Below are 13,495 nucleotides of genomic sequence, written 5' to 3' on the forward strand. Positions count from 1 at the left end.
ATGAAACGTATTACCGCTAATCAGTATCAAACATCAGAGCGTTATTATAAACTCCCTAAAATTTTGTTTGAGAGTGAACGTTATAAGGATATGAAGCTGGAGGTTAAGGTAGCCTACGCGGTTTTAAAGGATCGGTTGGAGTTATCTTTGAGTAAGGGCTGGATTGATGAGGATGGGGCTATTTATTTGATTTATTCCAATTCAAATCTGATGGCACTTTTAGGCTGTTCAAAGTCAAAACTACTCTCTATCAAGAAAACCTTACGCGAATATGGCTTAATTGATGAAGTCCAACAGTCCTCTAGTGAAAAAGGTCGTATGGCAAATAAAATTTACTTGGGGGAATTAGAACATGAAACTACCCCAGTCTTACATACAGACGGGGCTAGTGTTAAAAAAACACTAGGGGGGTCTCAAAGAAAGACGGGGCCGGTCTTAAATTCAGCCCCTAGTGAGACTGAAGGAAGTGAGACTAAATATAGTGAAACTAAAGGGAGTGATTTCCTTATTGAGGACGAGGAGGAGAGGCAGCAAGTAGATGAGAAACAAGAAGAGAACTTTACTTCAAAAGTCGATGGCGTGACCAAGTACGATCGAGATTATATTTGGGGTTTGGTTCATGACCAGTTAAGACAGTCGGGGCTATCTCAGTCAGCTAGTGACTATGCCATGATTTATTTTAGTGACCGTTATCAGTATGCTTTGGAACATATGCGATTTGCTCGGTCAGCGGAAGTAATAGCTGAATACGTATTTAATGGTGTGCTGTCAGAGTGGACCAAGCAACTGAGACGACAAGAAGTAAAGGGAGGTGATTAAGTTGATTTGCTGGATACTAGGCGGAATCTATCTGATTTCTATCATCATTTTGATTGTTGAAATCATCCGTGCACCAGAAATGGATGATCATATATAAGCAAGAGTTTTACAAGTGTAAGGCTCTTTTTTAGTTGGAAAGAGAGGAAAATGAAATTTTTAGATTTATTTGCTGGAATAGGCGGTTTTAGGCTAGGAATGGAATCACAGGGTCATGAGTGTTTGGGCTTTTGTGAAATTGATAAATTCGCCAGAACATCTTATAAAGCCATGTTTAACACAGAAGGGGAAATAGAATACCATGACATTAAAGAGGTCACAGACCATGACTTTAGACAATTTAGAGGGCAAGTGGACATCATCTGCGGGGGATTTCCTTGCCAAGCATTTTCACTCGCAGGCAGACGATTGGGATTTGAAGATACTCGAGGGACTCTCTTTTTTGAGATTGCTCGAGCGGCCAAACAAATCCAACCACGTTTTCTATTTTTGGAAAACGTCAAAGGCCTACTCAATCACGACGAGGGACGGACGTTCGCCACTATCCTCTCCACGATGGATGAATTGGGGTATGATGTCGAATGGCAGGTGCTTAACAGTAAGGACTTCCAAGTCCCGCAAAACAGAGAGCGGGTCTTTATTATCGGACATTCTAGAAGATACCGTCCCAGATTCATATTTCCTCTCAGAAGAGAAAACAGCCCAGCTCATCTTGAAAGGCTAGGAAATATCAATCCCTCTAAACGTGGTTTGAATGGTGAAGTCTATCTGACGAGTGGACTTGCTCCTACACTAACAAGAGGTAAAGGAGAGGGAGCTAAAATCGCCATTCCAGTCTTAACACCAGATAGACTAGAAAAACGGCAACATGGTCGTCAATTTAAGGACAATCAAGACCCTATGTTTACTTTGACAAGTCAAGACAGACACGGAGTTGTTGTCGCAGGAAATCTGCCCACTAGCTTTGACCAGACTGGAAGAGTATTTGACATATCTGGTTTGTCACCGACTTTGACCACCATGCAAGGTGGAGACAAGGTGCCAAAGATTTTGCTGAGGGAGGAGCTGCCATTTCTGAAAATCAAGGAAGCCACAAAAAGAGGGTACGCAAAGGCAACTCTTGGAGACTCTGTCAATCTGGCTTATCCAGACTCAACCAATCGTAGAGGACGAGTGGGAAAGGGAATATCCAATACCCTGACAACTTCAGACAATATGGGAGTGGTAGTTGCTGCTCTGGAATATCGACAGGATAAGTGGTATGAAGTTACAGGCATTGTCTTAGAGGGGAAACTTTTTCGCCTGAGAATAAGACGACTGACACCAAGAGAGTGTTTCAGACTTCAAGGCTTTCCTGACTGGGCTTATGAAAGAGCAGAAAGTGTTTCCAGTAAGAGCCAACTATACAAACAGGCAGGCAATAGCGTGACTGTCACAGTTATTGAAGCCATTGCCAGAGAATTTAGAAGAATAGAAGAGGAAGAAAAACATGAATCTACTACATAAGAAAAGTATCCTAGATTGTACTGAATTAGAGGAACGTATTCACCAAGTTGAAACCAATCAGCAACTACAAAAGATATTGTCGCTCCCCAATTTTGATTGTGACTTTGAGGTGACTTTTGAAGATGATTACCACAAAGAGATGAATGATCCCCTATTCTACGAATCCAATCTTCATCGGATTTCGGATTATTTGGAAACTAGGGACATTAAAAATGGAGTGGATACCCTATTGACGAAAGACAATCACCTGGCCTTTCGTGCCTTTGGTGAAAATTATTCTGCTAGGGGAAAGGATGGCATTTTAACGACTCTGGTGACGGTCAAGTGTTTTGGTGAAGGACGGATGCCCATTGATATGAGTCGCTATTTCCCAACTCCTGAACCAACAGTTGAAAATAGCCTAACCCTTTAAGGAGGAGCCTATGCTTGAGGTATATCTAGGAAATAATGCCAATACAAATCAAGACTTACTAACCATTTTGACGACCTATGGTGTGACTTACCGTTGTACAAAAGCATGTGATGTAAACCGTGAAATCATACTGTCACTCTTTGCCAAAACCACGGATTGTTTTGAGTTGCTGTCGCCACGATTTCTTCGCTTTAAACGTCAATATTCGATAAGTTTGAATGAAATGATTCAGCTTATTCTCCAAAAACCAGACCAGAACCTTCGGCTGCCACTCATTGTCTGTCAGAATCATGTCTATCCAGCTATTGGGCTAGACGAAGTGAGAACCTTTCTTCCCAGACAGGTAAAAGAAGAACTGTTTCAGGCCAGTCTGATGAAACAAGTGACAGGGTAGGTGTGAAGATGAATGAACGATTTTGGGACAATTTAGAAATCATTCTGGCAGAAAATGACCTCACTTGGGCAGAACTAGCTCGCAAAGTATTCAACGGTCAATATGTTTATCCAAGTGAGTTTAATCGCCTCTATCAAAAACTGCGACATTACAAATCCAATCGCCTGATGCCACAAACAAGATGGGTTGAGCGTATTGTTCTAGTCTTAGATATTGATTATGAAGATTTATTCAAGAGGTGACAATGATAAGGATAGTGGTGTTTTATCTAGCCATACAGCTTAACGGTCTTCTGGTGAGTTTATACCTGAAAGAGTATCTGACAATAGAGGGTATAGTCTTGCTACAATTGATCCTATTAAGTGTGACTTGCTTAGAGATTGCCCGTCATAAAACTCTTCAAGCAAAAAATATAACCTTAAGAAATTGCCTAAGTTGGTTGCTTCTTGGCTTTGTGGCTATGTTTGTTTTTGCAGTCTTCATCAGTTTCCTATTTCCAGTTCAGACTAGGAATCAAGCGGTATTGGTACAAGTAGGAAAACAGGTTCCTCCTATTATCTTTTTATTGTTTCTGGTCAATGCAAGTCTCCTTGAAGAGATTGTTTATAGGCAGTTGCTGTGGGAAAAATTGACATTCCCTTTTGTACAAATAGGCGTGACCAGTTTTCTCTTCGTTCTATCCCATGGACCCAATCAGATAGGGAGTTGGCTCATGTATAGCTATCTTGGCTTGACCTTGGCTGCTGTTCGATTGAAAACTGATTGTATGATGGTAATCGCCTTACATTTACTTTGGAATAGTTTGGCTTATGTCGTAACTTTCTTGTGATACCAAAATCAAGAGTGTTTCCGTATTATGAAAACACCTTATGTTTGATAGGGAATCGAAAAAAAGAGGAGGTCACCATGTCATCTGAACAACAAGAACGTCAAGCGATGCAATACGTGGAAAGAAGTAGTTTATTGACAGTTAGAACCCTCTTAAAGCTCTTAGAATGGTCGGCTAGGCAAGCCTTAGCTCAAGATTCAGCTTATAAGATTGGGGTTCAAAAACTGGAAGAACTCCTTCAAAGCCCTTACGCAATTGAAGCGATAGATGTTAGTAAAGACATACTGGATAAGCCAATCGATGTAGAGAAATTTAAGGAGTTGATGGAGTCAGAAAAACTGCCAATTGCAATTAGTTGGCAAAAAGACTATCTCTACTTTTATGCCAAGGATAAGACCTTGCTTGATCATCACTTGGATGAATTGTTGAAGAAACTGATGTCTAATCCAGAGAAGCTAGAAGGTTTAACCTTTGATAAAACCTTGGACCAAGAGATAGAACTGGCCAAAGAGAAAATTAGAGTGACAGAACCTTCGGCAGTCAAAACCAAGGAGGTGACCTTGTAATGTATTCAAGACGAAAAGCTTTAGTCTTTGGACTCTTGGGTCTCGCCTTTGGTTATTTCTGCCATCGTCTAACCCTGCTCTATGATAGTTTAACCAATGCCCCACCTATGGAACGTTTTGCCTACCTCTTAGGAGAGGGGCTAAATCAAGTCTTCAATCCTTTATGGCTATTTTCCTTTACTCAAAAATCTCTTCTTGCCTTTATCCTTGGGGTTCTAACGATGACATTAGTCTATCTTTATGTATCGACAGGACAAAAGGTGTATCGAGAAGGGGAAGAATACGGTTCTGCACGATTTGGAACCAGTAAGGAAAAGTGGAACTTTTACAGTAAGAATCCTTTAAATGACACGATTTTGGCTCGTGATGTTCGTCTAACCTTGTTGGAAAAGAAGAAACCCCAGTTTGACCGAAATAAAAATTTGATTGTCATTGGGGGTTCTGGGGCAGGTAAGACCTTTCGCTTTGTGAAACCCAACCTTATCCAACTTAATTGTTCCAATATTGTCGTAGATCCGAAAGACCATTTGGCTGAGAAGACAGGTAAACTCTTTTTAGAGAACGGTTATCAGGTCAAGGTTTTAGACTTGGTTAATATGACCAATTCGGACGGTTTTAATCCCTTTCGTTATGTAGAAACAGAGAATGATTTGAACCGCATGTTAACGGTCTATTTTAATAATACCAAAGGAAATGGTTCTCGCAGTGATCCATTTTGGGACGAGGCTTCCATGACATTGGTGAGAGCTATTGCCTCTTATTTGGTAGATTTTTACAATCCTCCAGGAAGTTCCAAGCAAGAGCAGGAAGCAAGACGTAAGCGTGGCCGTTATCCAGCCTTTTCTGAGATTGGGAAACTCATCAAACTCTTATCAAAGGGAGATAATCAGGACAAAAGTGTTCTTGAAGTCCTGTTTGAAGATTACGCTAAAAAATACGGTCATGAGAACTTTACCATGAGAAACTGGGCGGATTTTCAGAACTACAAGGACAAGACCTTGGATTCGGTGATTGCGGTCACAACAGCTAAATTTGCCCTCTTTAATATCCAATCGGTGATTGATTTGACGCAAAGAGACACTATGGATTTGAAAACGTGGGGCACTCAAAAGACCATGGTCTATCTTGTTATTCCAGATAATGACACTACCTTTCGTTTCCTATCTGCTTTATTTTTCTCTACGGTTTTCTCCACTTTGACCAGACAGGCTGATGTTGACTTTAAAGGGCAACTGCCTATTCATGTTAGAAGCTATCTGGATGAGTTTGCGAATGTCGGAGAAATCCCAGACTTTGCTGAACAAACCTCAACAGTTCGCTCTAGGAACATGAGTCTAGTTCCAATCTTACAAAATATCGCCCAACTCCAAGGACTTTATAAGGAAAAAGAGGCTTGGAAAACTATTCTGGGAAACTGTGATAGCCTCCTCTATTTGGGTGGAAATGACGAGGAAACTTTCAAATTTATGAGTGGTCTATTAGGCAAACAAACCATTGATGTCAGAAGTACCAGTCGTTCTTTTGGGCAGACTGGCTCAAGTTCTACCTCTCACCAGAAAATTGCCCGTGACTTGATGACGGCTGATGAAGTCGGGAATATGAAACGAGATGAGTGCCTTGTACGCATTGCAGGGGTTCCTGTTTTTCGAACCAAGAAATATTTTCCACCCAAACATAAGAATTGGAAATGGCTTGCGGATAAGGAAACCGATGAACGCTGGTGGCACTATCGCATCAATCCCCTAACCGCTGAGGAAGAGCTAGAATTGTCAGGCCATAAAATAAGGGATTTAAGCACAGAAACGACACTACATTAATAGAAATGAGGAATTATATGAATCAAAAACTATCAGGCTTTGTTTACGGAGTGGACGCTAGCTCCATGTTCTCCCAAGCCATGTCTCTATTACAAAAAGGTTTGATTGCAGTAGGAGCCTTTCTTGTTGTCATGGGCATTATCAACCTTTCAACCAACATTAAAGATGGTGGGCCAGGTGTCCGAAATGCCATTCTAGAAATTGTTGGTGGGGTCATGGTGGGAGCCGCGGGTACTTTTGTGACTCAGATTACCATTTAGGGGAGGACAGCACATGACATGATAATGAATTTTACGTCATCTTTTGTATATCTAGCCTCTGAAAAAGTGTCTAGCGATAGCCTTTTTGAAGGGTTTCAAGTGGATTTAGAATCAACCGCCAACTTGGTTAAGTCACTAGCGGACTTTAATCCGACGGTTTGGTCTTACATGACAGCCATTACCAAGGGGATTATGCAACCCTTGGGAGTAGCTATTCTTGCGGTTGTTCTCGTACTCGAATTTTCAAAAATGGCCAAGAAAATCGCAAACTCAGGTGGTGCAATGACCTTTGAAGCTATGGCACCTATGATTGTCAGCTACATCATGGTCGCGGTCGTGATTACCAATACGACGGTTATTGTGGAAGCCATTATTGCCATTGCCTCTTATGTTATTGAACAAGTGGCAGAGCTTGTCACGAATGGTGGTGCTAATTATGATACCATCTCAGGCATTAAGGGATCTGGAATTGTAGGTAAAATGATTATTGGCTTTTTTGCGATTCTCATTTGGTTGGTACGAATGGCCAGTATCATGGTTGTCAATATCTTGATTACCATTCGCTTTATACAACTCTATCTGATGATACCCTTTGCCCCTGTTACCATTCCGACCTTTCTTAGTGATGACTGGAGAAGTGTTGGGATTGGTTACCTTAAAAACATCATGGTCTATGCCGTTCAAGGTATTTTGATTTTTCTAATTGTATCTCTTGTTCCCTTGTTTGAATCGGCTGGAAAGATTGCCGTATCAAATGGAGCTGGAGTGATGGAATCACTCGCCATTATGTTTGGTGGCTTGGTACAGGCTATATTGTTAATCATTGCCTTAGTTGGCAGTCAACGAACCGCCCGAAGTATTTTGGGGATGTAGGAGGAAGGGAGTCATTATCTCGCTTCCTCTTTTTATAGCTTACTTAGATTGGAGAACATTTATGAACACTCGTGTCTTTAAGGATATCTCAAAGGTTCAACACAGGGCATGGCTAGGATTTACAACTAGACAGGTTATTTTTGTATTTCCAGCTGTCGCCCTAACCATTTTGGTACTGGGCTTGAACCTATTTTATTGGCAATTTGGGGATTGGTTTGTCTATGGTTTTGTTTTTAGCTTTACCATTCCACTCATGTTATTTGGGGTCTATCGCCCTAATGATTTACCATTTGAAACCTACCTCAAGTACCGTTTTCATTATGAACTAACAGTACCAGATCGTACATTTACTGGAAGAAAAGGAGACCAACGTGAAAAAATTAAAACACTTAATGAAACCAAAGACCTCTTCTAATGACAAAAAGCAAAAGACGAAAACGCAGAAGCAGGAGATCAGACCTTCTACCGTAAATACGTTAGCCTATCAAGGGCTTTTTCAGAATGGCCTTATGCAGGTCAGTCCAAGCTATTTCTCACAAACCTATCTCTTAGGAGATGTCAATTATCAAACAGTTGGCTTAGATGATAAGGGAGCTATTGTTGAGAAATATTCCGATTTAATCAATTCACTGGATGATAAGACTAATTTCCAACTGACCATCCTCAATCAAAAGGTCAATCTGGAAAAATTCCGTAAGAGTATTCTCTATCCCTTACAGGAAGATGGGTTTGATGCTTATCGTGATGAATTGAATCGCATGATGAATGCCAACTTAGAGGCGGGTGAGAACAACTTTTCAGCTGTCAAGTTTCTTTCATTTGGCAAGAGCGACCAAACACCAAAACTAGCTTTTCGTTCTCTATCACAGATTGGGGAATATTTCAAAAGTGGCTTTTCAGAGATTGATGTATCTCTTGGTTTACTTGGTGGAGAGGAGCGAGTGAATGTCCTTGCGGATATGTTACGAGGTGAAAATCATTTACCGTTTTCTTACAAGGATTTGACCCTCTCAGGTCAATCCACCAAACACTTTATTGCCCCAACCTACCTTTCCTTTAAACACAAGAATCATATTGAATTGGACGATCGATTATTACAGATTGTTTATGTTCGTGACTATGGCATGGAGTTAGGGGATAAATTTATTCGTGACCTCATGCAGTCAGATTTAGAAGTGATGATTAGCCTACATGCTAAAGGCTCTACCAAGTCTGAAACCATGACCAAGCTGCGAACCAAGAAGACCTTGATGGAATCGCAAAAGATTGGGGAACAACAAAAGATGGCTCGGACTGGAATCTATTTGGAGAAGGTCGGGCATGTTCTTGAAAACAATATTGATGAAGCTGAGGCTCTTCTTCAAACCATGACTCAAACAGGAGATAAACTGTTTGACACCGTATTTCTAATTGGCGTGCTGGCGGATACTGAAGACCAACTCAAACAATCTCTTGATATTATCAAGCAAGTGGCTGGGTCAAATGATATGATTATCGATAACTTGACCTATATGCAAGAAGCTGCCTTTAATAGTCTCTTGCCATTTGGGAAGAACTATCTCGAAGGTATTTCTCGGTCTCTATTGACTTCAAACATTGCCGTGAATGCCCCTTGGACTTCCGTAGATATTCAGGACAAGGGTGGGAAATTTTATGGCATCAATCAAATCTCAAGTAATATCATCAGTATTGACCGTGGCAAGTTAAATACTCCGTCAGGTTTGATTTTAGGGACTTCTGGAGCTGGCAAAGGGATGGCGACAAAACATGAAATCATCTCAACTAAGCTCAAGGAAGCAGATAGTGATACTGAAATTATTATTGTTGACCCAGAAAATGAGTACAGTATTATCGGTCAAGCCTTTGGTGGGGAGAGTATTGATATTGCCCCAGATTCTACCACCTTCTTAAATGTCTTAGATCTATCTGATGAGAATATGGATGAGGATCCGGTTAAGGTCAAGTCCGAATTTCTCTTGTCTTGGATTGGAAAGCTCTTGGACCGTAAAATGGATGGTCGTGAAAAGTCCTTGATTGACCGTGTGACAAGACTCACTTATAAGCATTTTGACACACCGTCCTTGGTCGAATGGGTCTTTGTCTTAGCTCAACAACCTGAACAGGAAGCTAAGGACTTGGCACTGGATATGGAACTCTATGTGGAAGGGTCGCTGGACATATTTTCACATCGGACCAATATTAAAACAGACAGTCATTTCCTGATTTACAATGTCAAAAAGTTAGGCGATGAATTAAAACAAATTGCCCTCATGGTTATCTTTGACCAAATTTGGAATCGGGTGGTCAAAAACCAAAAGCTAGGTAAGAAGACCTGGATTTACTTTGATGAAATGCAGCTTCTCTTATTGGACAAGTATGCCTCTGATTTCTTCTTTAAACTTTGGAGTCGTGTCCGTAAGTATGGGGCGATACCGACAGGCATTACTCAGAATGTAGAAACGCTTCTTTTGGATGCCAACGGCAGACGCATTATTGCCAATAGCGAGTTCATGATTCTTTTAAAACAGGCTAAGAGCGATCGAGAAGAATTGGTGCATATGCTTGGACTTTCCAAGGAACTGGAGAAATACTTGGTCAATCCTGAAAAAGGTGCTGGGCTAATCAAGGCCGGTTCAACCGTTGTTCCATTTAAAAATAAGATTCCACAACACACCAAGCTCTTTGACATCATGAGTACGGACCCTGAAAAAATGAGGACATGAGATGAAAGAGGATAAAAAGCTAGTCAAACATGCTAGGCAAAACTTTCGAAGCAACTTAAAATCAGCCCGTATGCATTATCGGAAAGAAGTTAGAGCCTTAAAACAGACTGTTCCTAAAAAAGGACGATTTCGAAAACCAGCCCAAAATTCTCTTTTTCAGGAAAAGAAAACAGAGATAAAAGGAAATCTACTCAGTAGCCAAAAGGAAGCAGAAGAGAAGTTCCTAAAGGAAATTACCTATGTTTCTCCTAGACTGTTGAAGGTAAAGGAAATCAAGAACTATCGACTTCCTCAAGCTCAAGAGCGTTTGCGGACTGCAAGAAAACATTTGTCAGAAGTGAAACTAAGTGAGAAGCAAAAGGCAGTTAATCCCAAGTTTACTTTCCAAAAAGAAAATCCTTCCCCGAAGTCTCGCTTTCAGTTTCACCAAGAAAAATCATTTGATCGACTAAGTGCAGAAAAAGACGTAAGTTCTGCCAAGCGTGAGGTTAAACAACTCAAGAAAGTCCAAAAGACTAAGAAAAACTCTACCAAAGTCAAAGTTGGATTAGGCTTAGTTGCATCTGAATCCCTTGACCTGATAGCACAGGAGGATGATTTAGATGGTCTAAGATCCATGAAGGATATTAGTTTGAAAGCCAGACGCTATGGAAGGTTTACCTTTCAAGCAGGTAAGGTGGTAGTAAAAAGTGGACAGACAGGTGTGAGGTTTACCAAAACAAAATTTTCTCATGGAAAGGAACGATTCCAGAACTTCAAAAAGGGAAAAGGATTCACACGCCAGAAACCTCTTAAACCAAGAAGACGTTACCAGACCTTTTTAAAGCATGTGAGAAAACAAAGTGTCGCAGGTATCAAAGGAATCGTCCAAGCCATTAAGGGAAGTGTGACTTTCTTTTCTGTCCTTGCGGGAAATCCTTTGACTTGGATTGTCTCAGGCATTCTCTTGATACTCCTTTTGATGATGAGCTTTTTCATGAGTGTTTCAGGTAGTAGTGTCATTCAACAAGATGAGATGGAGTTGACCAAGGCCTATACCCACATGACGTGGGAAGATGCGGAACATACGAGAACCAATGAAAAAGGGATTGCCTACTACACCAAGATTGATGAGATTATGGTTTACATCAATCATCAATACCAAGACTACAAGCTTGACGATTTCATGGAAACAGGTGGTGTGACCTACAAAGCGTTTCTCAGTCAAGTGTGGACAGACTTAAATGGTGGAGATTCTATTAAATCCATGTCTGACTTATATAAAGAACCTACTTACAAGCTGTCTGATGAGGACCAGGAAGAGTTAAAGGAGTTGACAGAAGGAGGCAACTATCTAGCCCTTCAAGAATTGGACAATCCCTTTCAGGGACAGACTGACGAGGATAGCTTAAGCATGACCTACCGATATGGGTATGAGGTCATTGATGAGAAACCAACGCTGCATCACCATATCATCTTAGAAGCGAAAGAAGGTCAAGTCATTGTAGCTCCGATGGATGGCAAGGTATCTCTTGATGGAGAGAACGTTGTTTTGACATCTGGTAAGGGAGTGAATAAGACTAAACTAACCTTGTTTGGCATTCATTCAGGCCGAGTGAGTGAACATCAACATGTCTTGGCAGGAGATATTATTGGTCAGACCAAAGACGGAACGGGTCTAAAAGTCACCTATCAAAAGGTTGATGATGATACGGATAAGTTGGTCTATGTCAATCCAGCTTTCTACTTTCCAAAAGTAATCCAGGTTCAGACCACCATTCTTCCAACTATCGGTCAGTTTGGCGGCGATGAGTTCGAGAGAGCCAAGGCAATTTATGACTATCTTAAAAGCAAAGGTGCGACAAATCAAGCTATAGCAGCTATTTTAGGAAATTGGTCGGTAGAATCTTCCATTAATCCAAAACGAGCTGAAGGCGACTATTTATCTCCGCCAGTTGGTGCGACTGATAGTTCGTGGGATGATGAGGGCTGGCTCTCACTTAATGGTCCAACTATATACAATGGACGTTACCCAAATATTCTCAAACGTGGTTTAGGCTTAGGCCAATGGACAGATACCGCGGATGGGTCACGCAGACATACTTTATTGTTGGAATATGCCAAAGGAAAACATCAAAAGTGGTATGACTTAGAGTTACAACTGGATTTCATGTTGCATGGGGACAGTCCTTATTACACCAACTGGTTAAAAGATTTCTTCAAAAATACAGGTAGTCCAGCTAGTCTTGCCCAACTCTTCCTCATTTACTGGGAAGGAAATTCAGGGGATAAGCTACTTGAGCGTCAGACACGGGCAAGTGAGTGGTATTACCAAATTGAAAAAGGCTTTAGTCAACCCAACGGTGGGACAGCACAAAGTGATCCAAAAGCACTTGAAGCTGTACGAGGAGACCTTTTTGAAAACTCTATTCCAGGAGGTGGTGACGGGATGGGTTACGCTTTCGGCCAATGTACTTGGGGAGTCGCAGCCCGTATCAACCAACTGGGGCTAAAACTCAAAGGTAAAAACGGTGAGAAGATTCCAATTATCAGTACCATGGGCAATGGCCAAGATTGGGTACGAACAGCCGCAAGTCTCGGTGGGGAGATAGGGACAAGTCCACAAGAAGGAGCTATCCTTTCCTTTGCGGGAGGAGGACATGGCACACCAACAGAATACGGACATGTGGCTTTCGTCGAAAAAGTCTACCCAGATGGCTCCTTCCTTATCTCCGAAACCAACTACAATGGCAATCCCAACTACACCTTCCGTAAATTATCTGGAGTGGATAGTAGCTTGAGTTTTGCTTATACGACGAAATAAAAAAAGGATATGCTAACAAAATGAATAAATGTTAGCATATCTTTTGTGTTTTTTTGTCACGATTAATCAGAATTTATAGAAATGAGAACTGTTATGAGACGAATCATCTCATCAAGAACATCTGCAAGTGAAATCCCTTTTGTATAGCTATATTTTTTTGAATAATTTTGCCATTGTTTATTCTGAATAGGGTCAGATTTGAACCTCTCGAGTAGTTCAATAATCTTTACAAAATCGAGTTCTGTTTCGCGATATGAAAATGTTCTCTGACAGGCATTTCTCAACTGAATGAAGTCAATGTCTTCTTTCTTCAGTTTGGAAAGAATATAAACATCGTAAAAATCTTTGCTTCTACTGTTCAAGAAGTTACGTGAATAGATGGTTTGAAGTTTTTCAGCTAGAATTGTTTCAATTGTATAAGCAATGATTGGAAAATTGTCTTCATCAAAAATAGCTTTATAGACAATATGTAAAGACCCCCAGTTGAGAATTCGTG

At 40.9% G+C, this 13,495-nt stretch carries 13 protein-coding genes and 1 pseudogene; 13 read left to right on the plus strand and 1 reads right to left on the minus strand.

Annotation, left to right across the window (positions count from 1 at the left end; genetic code table 11):
* The 13 genes from K6969_RS05235 (at window position 1) to K6969_RS05295 (ending at window position 12,999) form a co-directional block, all read left to right on the plus strand.
* The gene (locus tag K6969_RS05235; RefSeq protein WP_029177878.1) at window positions 1–819 is read left to right on the plus strand and encodes a replication initiator protein A; all 819 of its coding nucleotides are present in this window, start codon (window positions 1–3) and stop codon (window positions 817–819) included.
* 147 nt (window positions 820–966) lie between these two features.
* A complete protein-coding gene (dcm, locus tag K6969_RS05240; protein ID WP_171942545.1) occupies window positions 967–2,322 on the plus strand; it encodes a DNA (cytosine-5-)-methyltransferase in 1,356 nt (451 codons plus the stop codon).
* Window positions 2,306–2,734, plus strand: a complete 429-nt coding sequence (locus K6969_RS05245; RefSeq protein ID WP_171942546.1) for a hypothetical protein — start codon at window positions 2,306–2,308, stop codon at window positions 2,732–2,734. Before dcm ends, K6969_RS05245 begins: the two co-directional genes overlap by 17 nt.
* Before the next feature lie 10 nt (window positions 2,735–2,744).
* On the plus strand, window positions 2,745–3,128 hold the full coding sequence (locus K6969_RS05250) for an arsenate reductase (RefSeq protein WP_044791326.1): 384 nt from the start codon (window positions 2,745–2,747) through the stop codon (window positions 3,126–3,128).
* Window positions 3,129–3,136: 8 nt separating this feature from the next.
* Window positions 3,137–3,370, plus strand: a complete 234-nt coding sequence (locus K6969_RS05255) for a transcriptional regulator (protein ID WP_171942547.1) — start codon at window positions 3,137–3,139, stop codon at window positions 3,368–3,370.
* 2 nt (window positions 3,371–3,372) lie between these two features.
* Window positions 3,373–3,957: a CPBP family intramembrane glutamic endopeptidase gene (locus K6969_RS05260; protein ID WP_171942548.1), complete on the plus strand. Its 585-nt coding sequence runs from the start codon at window positions 3,373–3,375 to the stop codon at window positions 3,955–3,957.
* A gap of 77 nt (window positions 3,958–4,034) precedes the next feature.
* On the plus strand, window positions 4,035–4,523 hold the full coding sequence (locus K6969_RS05265; protein ID WP_002936460.1) for a hypothetical protein: 489 nt from the start codon (window positions 4,035–4,037) through the stop codon (window positions 4,521–4,523).
* Window positions 4,523–6,340: a VirD4-like conjugal transfer protein, CD1115 family gene (locus K6969_RS05270; protein ID WP_000287329.1), complete on the plus strand. Its 1,818-nt coding sequence runs from the start codon at window positions 4,523–4,525 to the stop codon at window positions 6,338–6,340. The genes K6969_RS05265 and K6969_RS05270 overlap by 1 nt, the downstream gene beginning before the upstream one ends.
* 17 nt (window positions 6,341–6,357) lie before the next feature.
* Window positions 6,358–6,600: a hypothetical protein gene (locus K6969_RS05275; RefSeq protein ID WP_001072172.1), complete on the plus strand. Its 243-nt coding sequence runs from the start codon at window positions 6,358–6,360 to the stop codon at window positions 6,598–6,600.
* 18 nt (window positions 6,601–6,618) lie between these two features.
* Window positions 6,619–7,473, plus strand: coding sequence for a conjugal transfer protein TrbL (locus tag K6969_RS05280; RefSeq protein ID WP_001872352.1), 855 nt, complete (start codon window positions 6,619–6,621; stop codon window positions 7,471–7,473).
* A gap of 61 nt (window positions 7,474–7,534) precedes the next feature.
* Window positions 7,535–7,888 carry a PrgI family protein gene (locus K6969_RS05285; protein ID WP_001097579.1) on the plus strand — a complete coding sequence of 118 codons (354 nt, stop codon included), beginning with the start codon at window positions 7,535–7,537 and terminating at the stop codon, window positions 7,886–7,888.
* Window positions 7,845–10,196, plus strand: coding sequence for a VirB4-like conjugal transfer ATPase, CD1110 family (locus K6969_RS05290; protein WP_000734144.1), 2,352 nt, complete (start codon window positions 7,845–7,847; stop codon window positions 10,194–10,196). The genes K6969_RS05285 and K6969_RS05290 overlap by 44 nt, the downstream gene beginning before the upstream one ends.
* 1 nt (window position 10,197) lies before the next feature.
* Window positions 10,198–12,999 carry a phage tail tip lysozyme gene (locus K6969_RS05295; RefSeq protein WP_171942549.1) on the plus strand — a complete coding sequence of 934 codons (2,802 nt, stop codon included), beginning with the start codon at window positions 10,198–10,200 and terminating at the stop codon, window positions 12,997–12,999.
* Window positions 13,000–13,061: 62 nt separating this feature from the next.
* On the opposite strand, the pseudogene K6969_RS05300 reads toward K6969_RS05295, so the two are convergent.
* Window positions 13,062–13,460, minus strand: a pseudogene (locus K6969_RS05300) (nucleotidyl transferase AbiEii/AbiGii toxin family protein); the annotation flags it as partial.
* Window positions 13,461–13,495: the final 35 nt, after the last annotated feature.

The sequence above is a fragment of the Streptococcus suis genome, from assembly GCF_019856455.1.
GTDB classification, from domain to species: Bacteria; Bacillota; Bacilli; order Lactobacillales; family Streptococcaceae; genus Streptococcus; species Streptococcus suis_AE.

What these genes read in the sequence shown, in the direction of transcription:
- K6969_RS05235 (WP_029177878.1), top strand. Translation starts at nt 1, where the DNA reads ATGAAACGTATTACCGCTAATCAGTATCAAACATCAGAGCGTTATTAT.
- dcm (WP_171942545.1), top strand. Translation starts at nt 967, where the DNA reads ATGAAATTTTTAGATTTATTTGCTGGAATAGGCGGTTTTAGGCTAGGA.
- K6969_RS05245 (WP_171942546.1), top strand. Translation starts at nt 2,306, where the DNA reads ATGAATCTACTACATAAGAAAAGTATCCTAGATTGTACTGAATTAGAG.
- K6969_RS05250 (WP_044791326.1), top strand. Translation starts at nt 2,745, where the DNA reads ATGCTTGAGGTATATCTAGGAAATAATGCCAATACAAATCAAGACTTA.
- K6969_RS05255 (WP_171942547.1), top strand. Translation starts at nt 3,137, where the DNA reads ATGAATGAACGATTTTGGGACAATTTAGAAATCATTCTGGCAGAAAAT.
- K6969_RS05260 (WP_171942548.1), top strand. Translation starts at nt 3,373, where the DNA reads ATGATAAGGATAGTGGTGTTTTATCTAGCCATACAGCTTAACGGTCTT.
- K6969_RS05265 (WP_002936460.1), top strand. Translation starts at nt 4,035, where the DNA reads ATGTCATCTGAACAACAAGAACGTCAAGCGATGCAATACGTGGAAAGA.
- K6969_RS05270 (WP_000287329.1), top strand. Translation starts at nt 4,523, where the DNA reads ATGTATTCAAGACGAAAAGCTTTAGTCTTTGGACTCTTGGGTCTCGCC.
- K6969_RS05275 (WP_001072172.1), top strand. Translation starts at nt 6,358, where the DNA reads ATGAATCAAAAACTATCAGGCTTTGTTTACGGAGTGGACGCTAGCTCC.
- K6969_RS05280 (WP_001872352.1), top strand. Translation starts at nt 6,619, where the DNA reads ATGATAATGAATTTTACGTCATCTTTTGTATATCTAGCCTCTGAAAAA.
- K6969_RS05285 (WP_001097579.1), top strand. Translation starts at nt 7,535, where the DNA reads ATGAACACTCGTGTCTTTAAGGATATCTCAAAGGTTCAACACAGGGCA.
- K6969_RS05295 (WP_171942549.1), top strand. Translation starts at nt 10,198, where the DNA reads ATGAAAGAGGATAAAAAGCTAGTCAAACATGCTAGGCAAAACTTTCGA.